The sequence below is a fragment of the Sphingomonas sp. BE138 genome (assembly GCF_031456125.1).
Taxonomy (GTDB): Bacteria; Pseudomonadota; Alphaproteobacteria; order Sphingomonadales; family Sphingomonadaceae; genus Sphingomonas.
The window spans coordinates 36,509-47,256 of record NZ_JAVDUC010000015.1 but is presented as its reverse complement, the minus strand read 5'-3'; the positions used below and the strand labels follow the sequence as shown (position 1 = coordinate 47,256).

Annotated in this window: 12 protein-coding genes; 8 read left to right on the top strand and 4 right to left on the bottom strand. The window is 67.7% G+C overall.

What is annotated here, in order from left to right:
• Positions 1 to 123: 123 nt before the first annotated feature.
• From J2Y58_RS16120 to J2Y58_RS16090, 7 genes are all read left to right on the top strand, one after another.
• Positions 124 to 363: a hypothetical protein gene (locus J2Y58_RS16120; RefSeq protein WP_310105198.1), complete on the top strand. Its 240-nt coding sequence runs from the start codon at positions 124 to 126 to the stop codon at positions 361 to 363.
• 448 nt (positions 364 to 811) lie between these two features.
• Positions 812 to 1,102, top strand: coding sequence for a hypothetical protein (locus J2Y58_RS16115; RefSeq protein WP_310105196.1), 291 nt, complete (start codon positions 812 to 814; stop codon positions 1,100 to 1,102).
• Complete coding sequence (locus J2Y58_RS16110; RefSeq protein ID WP_310105194.1) at positions 1,092 to 3,419, top strand: type IV secretion system DNA-binding domain-containing protein; 2,328 nt, start codon at positions 1,092 to 1,094, stop codon at positions 3,417 to 3,419. Before J2Y58_RS16115 ends, J2Y58_RS16110 begins: the two co-directional genes overlap by 11 nt.
• Before the next feature lie 6 nt (positions 3,420 to 3,425).
• Entirely contained in the window at positions 3,426 to 6,350 is a 2,925-nt protein-coding gene (mobF, locus tag J2Y58_RS16105) for a MobF family relaxase (RefSeq protein ID WP_310105191.1), read from the top strand.
• Between the two features lie 69 nt (positions 6,351 to 6,419).
• On the top strand, positions 6,420 to 6,617 hold the full coding sequence (locus J2Y58_RS16100) for a DUF6961 family protein (protein WP_188660969.1): 198 nt from the start codon (positions 6,420 to 6,422) through the stop codon (positions 6,615 to 6,617).
• Between the two features lie 64 nt (positions 6,618 to 6,681).
• Entirely contained in the window at positions 6,682 to 7,044 is a 363-nt protein-coding gene (locus J2Y58_RS16095; protein WP_310105185.1) for a hypothetical protein, read from the top strand.
• Positions 7,041 to 7,664 (top strand): methyltransferase domain-containing protein, encoded by a 624-nt coding sequence (locus J2Y58_RS16090; protein WP_310105183.1) that lies wholly within the window; start codon positions 7,041 to 7,043, stop codon positions 7,662 to 7,664. Before J2Y58_RS16095 ends, J2Y58_RS16090 begins: the two co-directional genes overlap by 4 nt.
• A 2-nt stretch (positions 7,665 to 7,666) precedes the next feature.
• Here J2Y58_RS16090 and J2Y58_RS16085 read toward each other — a convergent pair whose 3' ends face one another.
• Genes J2Y58_RS16085 through J2Y58_RS16075 form a run of 3 tightly spaced genes read right to left on the bottom strand, consistent with a single transcriptional unit; the run spans position 7,667 to position 8,837 of the window.
• Positions 7,667 to 7,852, bottom strand: a complete 186-nt coding sequence (locus J2Y58_RS16085; protein ID WP_310105180.1) for a helix-hairpin-helix domain-containing protein — start codon at positions 7,850 to 7,852, stop codon at positions 7,667 to 7,669.
• The gene (locus J2Y58_RS16080; protein WP_310105177.1) at positions 7,849 to 8,349 is read right to left on the bottom strand and encodes a cupin; all 501 of its coding nucleotides are present in this window, start codon (positions 8,347 to 8,349) and stop codon (positions 7,849 to 7,851) included. The genes J2Y58_RS16085 and J2Y58_RS16080 overlap by 4 nt, the downstream gene beginning before the upstream one ends.
• The gene (locus J2Y58_RS16075) at positions 8,346 to 8,837 is read right to left on the bottom strand and encodes a nucleoside deaminase (RefSeq protein ID WP_310105174.1); all 492 of its coding nucleotides are present in this window, start codon (positions 8,835 to 8,837) and stop codon (positions 8,346 to 8,348) included. The genes J2Y58_RS16080 and J2Y58_RS16075 overlap by 4 nt, the downstream gene beginning before the upstream one ends.
• A 71-nt stretch (positions 8,838 to 8,908) precedes the next feature.
• On the opposite strand from J2Y58_RS16075, the gene J2Y58_RS16070 reads away from it, so the two are divergent.
• A complete protein-coding gene (locus tag J2Y58_RS16070; protein ID WP_310105172.1) occupies positions 8,909 to 9,739 on the top strand; it encodes an aldo/keto reductase in 831 nt (276 codons plus the stop codon).
• Here the strand turns inward: J2Y58_RS16070 and J2Y58_RS16065 are convergent.
• Positions 9,736 to 10,728 carry an MBL fold metallo-hydrolase gene (locus J2Y58_RS16065; protein WP_310105169.1) on the bottom strand — a complete coding sequence of 331 codons (993 nt, stop codon included), beginning with the start codon at positions 10,726 to 10,728 and terminating at the stop codon, positions 9,736 to 9,738. The two genes, J2Y58_RS16070 and J2Y58_RS16065, sit on opposite strands and share 4 nt — an antisense overlap.
• Positions 10,729 to 10,748 lie beyond the last annotated feature (20 nt).

Sequence of the window (10,748 nt, the reverse complement as noted above, 5' to 3'; positions counted from 1 at the left end):
CGGAAAAATCGTGACCCCCATCGCCGCTGACGCGGCCGCTCCTGACGGAGCGGTCCCTGACCCCCGGTCTTCCCCGCTGTCCCTCAGACGCCGTCTTTCACTTGAACCTTGAGAGGATGGACGATGACTTTCTACAGCCCGATCAGCACCACCGCCGCCGCCATTGCGGACCACGACGCCTATATGGCCGCCTACGCCAAGGCCGCCGCCAGGGCGCCCTACAGCTACTTCGACCAGCACATCATCCGCACCGACGATGGCTGCTACTGGGTCGCCGACGAAGGTGACTACGAGACCCTGATGGCAGACCTGGTCGACCGGATCGTCCACAGCGTGGCTGCCGGCCGCAGCGACGAAAACTAAGCCGGCGAGAGGGGCCAAGCAGCCTCTCTCGCTTTGCTCGTCCAGAGCAGCGTCCCTCTCCCTGAGCAGCCTGCCGCGTCCTTTTCCGTCTGATCACACCCCGTTTCCCGAGCCAAGGTTCGCGACGGCGATCCCACCGGGCACCCCGATCAAGACCCGATCGTCAGTCCATCCATCCCGACCGCAGCACGTCGACGATATGGCGCAAAGGGAGCACACCCTACGCGGCGCAGCCGCAGGGGAAGCAGCTGAATACGCTCCCCAATACCTGTTATACAGGCTTACGCATTTCGTTAGACGGCGTTATACTTCGCTAAGCCATTGAGATTGGCTGCGGTCGTCGGCAGCTCCACCGAACAAAGCGTTTTCCTACAGCCCCGCCGATCTGCTAATCCGACACTGCCTTGCGAAGCGCGACCACGCTCCATCCGGCTGGATGGAGTTGCACGTGTCGTACCATGAACTCATAGCCATTCGGCTCAGCAGCAGCATGCGCGCTGAGCTCACTGCGCTTGCCCAAGCGCGTCAAACCGACGTCGGCAAAATTGTCCGGCGACTGATTGCCAACGAGCTGTCTGGTGCGCGCGAGCGGGTCGACGAGGTGCTCGACCTCGTCCTCTACATCGCCATCGCGGTCGACGGCCTGCTCGCCGCCCAGCCCGATCCCGAGCTCCGCCACGAGATGCTCCGCCTGTGGAAAGCGCGCCTCGCCGAGGAGGGTCGTCCCCATGCGGCATAAGCTCGTTAACTTCACCCGCGGCAGCCAGCTGATCGGCCATTTCAGCTTCATGTTCGCGGCCGGCCTGAAAGGGCCGCTGCTACTCGCGCTCGCCACCTTTGGTGGCCTCATCTGGTGGCGCGTGACCGCCGCGCTCAACGACGCGGATAGCTACCTGTGCTGGATGCGGATCTACGTCACCGGCTATACCTGGTTCGAGTTCGATCTCAGCAAGCCGGTCAATCTGGCGCGCGATGGCGGACCCCTTCTGGTGCCGATCGCCCGTGCGGCGAACCACCCCCTGATGGTCGCGGCCTGGGCCAAGTGCATGGCGGCGGCACGCAGCGGCGCGCTCGTTGCGGCCCTGATCACCGCCCCCGCCACCTTGGCCTTCGGCTGGGCAGCGGCGTGGTTCGGTCGACGCTCGAAGGAGAGCCGCCACGAGCGGGGTGCAACACTCTCGACCCTGCCGGCACTGATAGGTGAGATCGAGGCGCACAATCGGGCCGAACAGGCGTCGGAATACCGTCGCCTGCTGGGCCGTGGGTGGCGGCTCGCCTCGGCGACCGAGCGACGCGAAGCGAACCTTTACGAGCCCTACCACCTTGCCGGCGTTCCTTTTCCGTGGCGCCTGGAACAGAGCCACGCGATGCTGATCGGTACCACCGGAACGGGCAAGACGGTCGCGCTCCGAGACCTCCTCCGCCAGGTACGCGAGCGCGGTCACCGTGCCGTGATCTTCGACCTCACCGGCGCCTTCATCGAAGCTTTCCACGAGCCCGCGCGGGACGTGATTCTCAATCCGCTCGATGCGCGCTGCCCGCAATGGTCAGTGTTCGAGGACTGCCCCGATGAAGCTGCCTTCACCGCGGCGGCGGAAGCGCTGGTACCCCACGACGGCGGTGGTGCCGAGCAATTCTGGGTCCTCGCCGCGCGCATGCTCTTCGTCGAAATGTGCCTCAAGCTGGTCGCCGAAGGGCGCGCCACCAATGAGGCGCTCTCGACCGAGTTGATGACCGCCAGCCTCGCCCATGTGCACCGCCTGATGGAAGGCACGGTGGCCGACCCGCTGACCGCGCCCGAGGCCGCCCGCATGGCGGAGTCGATCCGGGCGGTGTTCAACGCCAACGCCAAGGCCCTGCGCATGCTGCCGACCACGGGCCAGCCGTTCTCGGTGCGGCGCTGGGTCCGGGGCGATGGCGCGCCCGGCAGCTTCCTGTTCGTCTCGGCGCGCTATGTGGACATGGCGGTGGCCTCGCGCCTGCTCACCGTCTGGATGGATACGGCCATGAACACGCTCATGGCGGGGCCGCGCACCTCGGATCTGAAGCTCTGGTTCCTGTTCGACGAACTGGGCGCTCTCCATCGCTTGCCGGCGCTGGAGAAGGGTCTCCAGACCGCCCGCAATTATGGCGGTGCGATCGTCGTCGGGGTCCACGCTTACGCCAAGCTCAAGGAGACCTATGGCGACAACATGGCGATGACGCTGGCGGCGCTCGCCCGCACCAAGCTCGTGCTCGCCACGGCCGACCGCGAGTCCGCCACCTGGTGCTCGGACTTTGTCGGCCATCGCCAGTTCCGCGAAATGGAGGAAGGCTATAGCTACGGCTACAACAATGCGCGCGATGCGGTGAGCCTCACGCCACGGCGCCAGATCGAGCCGTTACTGCTCCCCGATCAGCTGATGAACCTGCCCCGGCTCCAGGGCTATCTCAAGTTCCCCGATGGCTTTCCCGCAGCGCCTATCCAGCTCCGCTATGTCCCCTTCCCCGATGTCAGCGCTCCGTTCGAACCGCGTCCGATCGACCCGAAGCGGCGCGGGCTAGCGAGGGGGGACAGGATCTCGGAGCCGGAAAGCGATAGCGGCCAGACGTCAGGTGCGAGCGACCAGGGACCGGGCCCGAGCAGCGACCGGACAGGGCATGGGCCTGCACCGAACACGGTCGCCGACCTGCCCGAAAGAGCCGCCGCAACAGGGGAAAACCAGGACCGGGATCGCCGGCCAGTCGAGAAACCCGTGGAGACCCCGTTCCGCCTCACCGGCGCGCGATCGAGCCGCTCCGCTCCGGAGCAGCCGGAAGCACGGTTTCGATCGACAGGCAGCGAAGAGGCTCCGGCTCTCGTGCCGTCCTCGACGGCCGAGCCGAGCAGGACCGCGCCCGAGCAAGAGGCCGGTCAGCGGTCGGACAGCCCCGATCCTGGCCGCCCCGGGAGCGTCGATCCGTCGCGCGGTATGAGGCCGCTCTCGGCGCCCGAGAACCTGTCCAGGCGCGAGTTGCGCGAGGGGATCGCGCCGCCTGACCCTGAGTCGCCAGGCGAACCCGAGCTGGATTTTTGAGATCCCATGCTCTCGGTCGCGAGCGTCCGCTCGGCCAAGGGGGCGGCCGGCTATTTCGCCGCCGACAATTATTACAGCGCTGGCGAGCCGGAGGCGACGGGCGAGTGGTTCGGCAGGGGCGCAGCGGCGCTCGGGCTCGGGGGCAAGGTCGATGCGGCACAGTTCGAGGCGCTTCTTCAGGGGCGCTTGCCCGACGGCAGCCAGGTCGGGACCGACGACCGGCACCGTGCCGGCATCGACCTCACCTTTTCGCTGCCCAAGAGCTGGTCGCTGCTTGCCCTGGTCGGCGGCGACCGGCGCATTCTGGAGGCTTACCGGGCAGCGGTGAAGGACACGCTCCGCTGGGCCGAGACCAACGCCGCGGAAACGCGAATGGAGGTGAAAGGGCGCGAGAAGGTCGTCGGCACAGCTAATCTCGTCGCCGCGCTGTTCGAGCACGACACCAGCCGCGCGCAGGACCCGCAGGCGCATCTGCACGCCGTGATCGCCAACGTGACGCAAGGACCCGACGGCAAGTGGCGCGCCCTCCACAACGAGAAACTCTGGTCGCTCAACACGCTCCTCAACTCGATCGCGATGACGGGCTTCCGCGAGCGGGTCGAGGCTCTCGGCTACGAGGTCGGCGACCGTTCCAAGCACGGCAATTTCGAAGCGGCCGGGATCGGCCGCAATCTCGTCATGGCATTCAGCACACGACGTCAGCAGATCCTCGCCAAGGTCGCCGAGATGGGTGCCCGCACGCCGGAGGCGTTCGCCGCGGCGACGCTCATGACGCGGCCCGACAAGGCTCCTGTCGTGGATCGGCAGGCGCTCCATGCTGCCTGGCGTGCGAGCGCCACGGAAGCTGGCCTCGACTTGGCCACCATGATCGCGGCAGCGGATGCGCGGCAGCAGGAGATCCCGACAGGGTGGGCAAGGCTGACGCAGGCGGTGGGCAGCATCGGCGATCGCGCATCGGCGGTGATCGGCGTGCTCCGGGAACGGCTGGGGCTGTCGCCGAGCGACCCCTATCTGCCAGGCGACGGCCATCTGCGTGGGCCCGGGAACGCGGCCGCCGCGCATGCGGTCGCCTCGGCGCTTCGCCACCTCGAGCAGCGCGAAGCGGCATTCCCGAAGACAGACATTTACAGGGCTGCACTCGACACGGGCTTGCCCGTGACGATCGACACTGTGGAACGCCGTGTCGAGGTTCTGACGCGGGGCGGTCAGCTGGTCGAGGGTCGCGGACGGCGCGCCGACATGATGACGACGGCGGGCGCGCTAAATACCGAGCGTCGTATTCTCGGCGAGGTTGACGCAGGCCGCGGCGCCGGCCTTGCCTATGTGGCGCAGGAGCAGGCACTCGGACGGTTGGCAGCTGTCGCGGAAGCACGGTCGAAGATCGTTCTGAACCCCGGTCAGGCCGCCGCGGGCGCGATGATCCTGGCGTCCTCGGACCGCATCGTCGCGATCCAGGGCGTGGCGGGTGCTGGCAAGAGCAGCATGCTGGCACCCGCGGCCGAGATCATTCGACAGAGCGGCCATGAGGTCGTCGGCCTCGCCGTCCAGAACACACTGGTCCAGATGCTGCAGCGGGAAACCGGCATCGGCTCGATGACCGTGGCCCGCTTCCTCAAGGCACATGACAAGCTGCTCGGACCTGCCCCCGATGGCAGCGCGGTAGCCGACGCGCGCCGTCAACTCGGCGGCGCCGCGATCCTGGTCGATGAAGCCTCGATGCTGTCCAACCACGACCAGCTGAAACTCGTCCGCCTCGCCAATCTGATCGGGGTCGGCCGCATGGCGTTCGTCGGCGACGCCCGTCAGCTCGGGGCCGTCGACGCGGGCAAGCCCTTCTCCGTCATGCAGCAGGCCGGCGCCCCGACCGCGCAGATGAGCCAGAACCTGCGCGCGCGGGGCGATGCCATCAAGGTGGCCGCTACCGCCGCGCAGATCGGTGCAATCGATCGCGCGATGGAAGCACTTGCCCCTTTCACCGTCGAAGCTCCGGGGCGCGGCAGTGCCGAGGCAGCCGAGCGGTGGCTCGCCCTCGACCCTGGTGCGCGCGAGAGAACCGCGATCTACGCTTCGGGGCGTCGATTGCGGGGCGAGGTGAACCAGGCCGTGCAGTCGGGTCTGATCACCCGCGGAGAGGTTGGGCCAGGGAGCGTCGAGCTTACCGTGCTCGAACGGGTCAGCGTTACCGACGAGGAACTGCGCCGCCCACAAAGCTATGAGCAGGGCATGATCGTGGAGATCAGCCGCGCTCAGGCGAGCCAGAAGCTGCCGCGCGCTCGGGCCGTGGTCGAGGCGATCGACCACCGCGAAGGTACGGTCTCGCTGCGGCTGTCCGGCGGAAAGGAGCGTACGCTTCGCCCGGAGAAGCTACGCATCCGCGCGGGCGAGAGCCCGTTGCAGCTTTACCAGCCGAAGCAGCTGCAGCTGCATGAGAAGGACCGCATTCGGTGGACGGCCAATGACCATCAGCGAGGACTTTTCAACGCCGACCAGGCCAAGATCCTGTCGATCGACGAGCATCAGGTGCTCGTAGAAACATCACGCGGTCAGACCGTCGCGCTGCCTCGCAACGACCCGATGCTGCAGCGCCTCGATCTCGCCTACGCGCTCAACGCCCATATGGCGCAGGGTCTGACGTCCGATCGCGGGATCGCCGTCATGGAGACCTGCGACACCAAGCTGGTCAACCAGCAGACCTTCCTGGTGACCGTCACCCGGCTCCGAGACTCGCTGACGCTCGTCGTCGACAATGCCGTCCGGCTCGAACGCCAGCTCGCCCGCAATGCCGGCGGAAAGACGTCCGCGCTGGAGACCAGTGGCAAGGTTCGCCCTGCAAGCCCCGAGCCAGCGCGGCAATCGACGCGCGACGCTAAGCCGGAGAAGGGTCTCGATCTCGAGCCGGCGCGGACCAAGCCCTTCGACATCGGCATCTGATCCAGCTCTCCGGCTGTGCCAAATCGATTGGGCGTGGCCAAATGATGCGTTCCGGGTATGTTGCCGTCCATGCCGATGACCGAGGACCAGGAACGATGGGCCGAGGCGATCGCGATCGAGCGGCTTCATGGCGAGCGCGCCAAGGCGTGGGTCGCCGAGCGGGTCGTGGCGCTCCGGGAGGCCGGCGACAGCAAGGGAGTGGAGCGTTTCTCCATCCTCGCCGCGCGTCTGGAGCAGCTCAAGTTCGGTCCGGCTCGCGGCCAGTGAGATGAGCATGACGAGGGATCCACCTATCCCCTGAACCAGCCTTTCGCCTGCTCGTTCGTCCCTGATGTCGTCGCTCGAGCCTGGGTCCTCCGCCAAAGCTTCAGCCCCGCCGCCGGTGACGCCGGACGGCCGCTACATCGTCGTGCGCGGCCGGCTCTGGCGACGTGCCAATCCTGATCTCGATGCCGAGCAGCGAAGAGCGCTCACGGCCGACCTGATGCGCGCTCGCCGCGCGGTCGGTGCAGCCCTGCGCGCCCACGATGACGCCGCACTCGCGGCGGCTCGCGCGCAGGTGAATGACGCAAAGATCGCGCTTGGCGAGCGTGGCCCCGTCGGGTGGAGCGACGGCACGCCTGACCAGAACCGGCGGATGGCGCGGAACACCCGCTATGCTGACTGGTACGAAGCCCTCGAGCGCACGGCATGAGCGACGCCGAGGCGCTGGGTCTGCCGCCCGAGGCGTTCGCCAAGCAGGACGGCGGGTCCGACCTCGACTTCTACGCGCCCACCCGCCTCGTCACACATATCGATGAGGCGGCAGTCGAGGCCCTGACCAAACACTATGCATTGAGGTTGAAACCAGGCGATCGCGTCCTCGACCTCATGTCGAGCTGGGTCAGCCACCTGCCGCCCGGCCTGGCTCTCGAGGTTGTCGGCCACGGCATGAACGCGGAGGAGCTCGCCGCCAATCCGCGCCTCGGCCGATGGTTCGTTCAGGACCTCAACCGGGATGCTGTCCTGCCGGAGCCGGACGAGGCATTCGACGCGGTACTGGTGTGCGTCGGCGTGCAATATCTCCAGCAGCCGCTGGCGGTGTTTCGCGAAATCCGGCGGGTGCTGAAGCCGGAGGGCGTGGCAATCGCCAGCTTCTCGAACCGGTGCTTTCCGACCAAGGCAGTCGCGATTTGGCGCGCGCTCGACGTGAATGGCCAGGCAGCACTCATCCGGCTCTACCTGGAAAATGCCGGCTTCCATAATGTGCAGGCGCATCTGCTCGCGGACGGTGGGTCGGGGGACCCGCTGATCGCAGTCGAGGCGCGCGGCTGAGGTCAGCCGAAGCGGATGTCGTCCTCCAGCCCGGCCGTCTTGCCCGCCATGCCGGGCACCTCCTCGAGCTGACGCAGCGCCTCAAACCGTCCGCGCTCCTCGCGGTAGCGGACGATCTCGAACCCGTGCCCCTTCAGCTGCGGCACCGCGTCGATCTCGTCCGCCGATGCACTGTTGATGTCGATCATGCCTTGCTGCTCCACAGCCGCGTGAGCGGGCCTTCCGTTCCTTCGATCGGATCGCCCTTCGGAAGCGGCACGGCCGCAATGCGCGCAAGCGTCGCCCCGTCCGCTGCCGTCCGGCAGACATCCCAGTCCTGCCCTTGCGGATAGGCACCGACCAGCAGGAAGTCGCCGCTGGCCTTGATCCGGCAATGCCCGGTGCCCGCCGGCAGCACCAGAAGATCGCCCACCTCGATCCGCACCTGCCGGCCGCCCTCGCCGCCCAGCATCAGCTCGGCCGAGCCGTTAGTGCAGGCCAATGCTTCGTGCGCCGTCGAGTGGTAGTGGTGGTAGGGATAGACGCCGTCGCGCCAGTCCGGACGCCAGTCGTTCCGATGCAGCGTCGCCTCGATCGCATCCGGGTCGCCGAACGGCACGACGCCGCGATAGACCAGCAACGGCAGCGCGGAATTCTTGGGCACCCAGCCGTTCGGGCGCAGCATCAAGGTGTCGGGCTCGCTCACAGGTTCGCCTGCTCGTCTCGCGGCAGGTCCGCGTCGGGTGGGTAATAGAGGCCGGCGCACTCCTCGCGGAGGCACCCGCCCTCGATCACGATATCGTCGCGATAGGCGTCCGCGATGAAGGACAGCGTGTCGACATGCCGCGCCTCGAAATACATCGGGTGCACGTCCCCGCGCCCGGCGCCGTAGACGACGCGGCCCACCTTGGACCAGATCGAAGCCATGGTGCACATGCCGCAGGGCTGGAGCGTCGAGTAGAGCGTCGCTCCGCGCAGCTCGAGCTCGCCCGTGTCCTCGCAGGCGCGGCGGATGGCCATCATCTCGGCATGCGCGGTGGCGTCGGGCAGTTCCTGGGTCTGGTTGCGCTCGCCTGCGATCTCGCGGCCGTCGAGGACAATTACCGAGCCGAGCGGCGAGGTAGACGGGTCCGAGCCCTTTGAGCGGGCGATCTCGATCGCCCGGCGCATCCAGCGTTCGTCATCCTCGTTCATCGACACCTCCGTTCGCCCAACGACGGGCGGCGGCAGATGGTCCGACAGGCCGGGTGGCACGTTATGCGCCCATGAAGACGATCCGCTTCCCCGACGGCACGGCCGTCCCCGCGCTGGGTCAAGGCACCTGGATGATGGCCGAGGATCCGAGCCGCCGCCGCCAAGAGATCGCCGCGCTTCGCGAAGGCGTCGAGCTCGGCCTCAGCCTGATCGACACGGCCGAGATGTACGCCAACGGCGAGTCCGAGCGGCTCGTCGGCGAGGCGATCGCCGGCATGCGCGACCGCATCTTTCTCGTCAGCAAGGCCTTTCCCCAGAACGCCTCCGCCAAGCGCTTGCCGCGCGCGTGCGACGCGAGCCTCGAGCGGCTCGGCACCGACCGGCTCGACCTCTACCTGCTGCACTGGCGCGACGGCGTGCCACTGGCTGAGACGGTGGAGGCGATGGAGCGGCTGGTCGCTGCCGGCAAGATCGTCCGTTGGGGCGTCAGCAATCTCGATGCCAAAGACATGGAAGAGCTGGTCGCCGCCGGTGGTGAGCGATGCCAGACTGACCAGATCCTCTACAATCTGACCCGCCGCGGGCCCGAGCACGACCTGATCCCATGGCTTGCCGAGCGACGCATGCCGGTAATGGCCTACAGCCCCGTCGAGCAGGAACGCCTGCTTGCCCATCGCGGGCTCGCCGCCATCGCGCGTGAGCGTGGCGTAACCCCAGCGCAGGTGGCGCTTGCCTGGCTGCTGGCGCGAGATGGGGTCATCGCCATTCCCAAGGCGGGATCGGCGCCCCACGTTCGCGAGAATCGCGCGGCGGCGGACCTGGACCTCTCCGACACCGATATCGCAAGGCTGGACGACATGTTCCCGCGGCCGCCCGGACCTGTGCCGCTGGAGATGCTCTAGCCGCCCGCGGGCTCGAAGTCATAGGCGGTGCCGGGCTGCGCCGCCATGAAGCGCCGTGGCGGCAGGCCGGCTGCCGACAGCGCGGAGGCGAGCGCCAGACGCGGTGCGTCGCGCGCCTCGTCGGTGAGCTGGAACGTGCCAAAGTGGATGCCGAGCGCCTGGCCGGCATCCACGTCCTTGAAGATGCGGACCGCCTCCGCCGGGTTGACGTGCTGCGCGCTCATGAACCAGCGTGGCTCGTAGGCACCGATCGGGATCAGCGCCACGTCCGGCGCACCGAGCCGCTCGCGCGTCTCCCTGAAAATCACGCCATCACCGTAGCCGGTGTCGCCCACGAACCAGATTGAGCCGGCGGGTGTGGTCAGGTGATGCCCGGCCCACAAGGCCATGCGCACGTCGGTCGGCCAGCGGTTCGCCCAATGATAAGCTGGCATCAGCGTGGTCGCGATCCCCTCGCCGAGCGACATCCGGTCCCACCAGTCGCCGACGATGCAGCGTGCCTCAGGAACAGCAGCGCGGACGATGGCATCGTTGCCGAGCGGCATCGCCATCAGCGGCGCATGATCCGCCTGGAGCCGACGCAGCGTCGCGACATCGAGGTGATCGTAATGACAGTGGCTGATGAGCACGGCATCGATCGGCGGCAGGTCCTCGAACGCGATCCCCGGCGCGGTCACCCGCTTCGGCCCGGCGAAGGCGAAGGGACTGGCGCGCTCGGACCAGACCGGATCGGTCAGGATGTTCCTGCCCGCCGCTTGGATCAGCAGCGAGGCATGCCCGACCATGATGATCCGGAGGCCTGCGACCCGCGCCTCCGGCTTGGCCGGGGTGACCGGCACCGACACCGGCCACTTGGCGGCTCCGCCAGCCAGCTTCCAGCGCAGCATGGCGGTGAGGCCGCGATCGGTGGATGGCTGTCCCGGGTTGAAGAAGCGGACGCCGTCGAAATGGTCGGTCGGCGGTCCCTGATAGTAACGATTGCGTGCCATCGGCTTCACCTAGCGTCCGA

Bases quoted from the DNA above. Each gene is read 5' to 3' on its own strand.
- J2Y58_RS16110 (WP_310105194.1), top strand. From the start codon at position 1,092: ATGCGGCATAAGCTCGTTAACTTCACCCGCGGCAGCCAGCTGATCGGC.
- J2Y58_RS16090 (WP_310105183.1), top strand. From the start codon at position 7,041: ATGAGCGACGCCGAGGCGCTGGGTCTGCCGCCCGAGGCGTTCGCCAAG.
- J2Y58_RS16095 (WP_310105185.1), top strand. From the start codon at position 6,682: ATGTCGTCGCTCGAGCCTGGGTCCTCCGCCAAAGCTTCAGCCCCGCCG.
- J2Y58_RS16120 (WP_310105198.1), top strand. From the start codon at position 124: ATGACTTTCTACAGCCCGATCAGCACCACCGCCGCCGCCATTGCGGAC.
- J2Y58_RS16070 (WP_310105172.1), top strand. From the start codon at position 8,909: ATGAAGACGATCCGCTTCCCCGACGGCACGGCCGTCCCCGCGCTGGGT.
- J2Y58_RS16075 (WP_310105174.1), bottom strand. From the start codon at position 8,837: ATGAACGAGGATGACGAACGCTGGATGCGCCGGGCGATCGAGATCGCC.
- J2Y58_RS16100 (WP_188660969.1), top strand. From the start codon at position 6,420: ATGCCGATGACCGAGGACCAGGAACGATGGGCCGAGGCGATCGCGATC.
- J2Y58_RS16065 (WP_310105169.1), bottom strand. From the start codon at position 10,728: ATGGCACGCAATCGTTACTATCAGGGACCGCCGACCGACCATTTCGAC.
- mobF (WP_310105191.1), top strand. From the start codon at position 3,426: ATGCTCTCGGTCGCGAGCGTCCGCTCGGCCAAGGGGGCGGCCGGCTAT.
- J2Y58_RS16085 (WP_310105180.1), bottom strand. From the start codon at position 7,852: ATGATCGACATCAACAGTGCATCGGCGGACGAGATCGACGCGGTGCCG.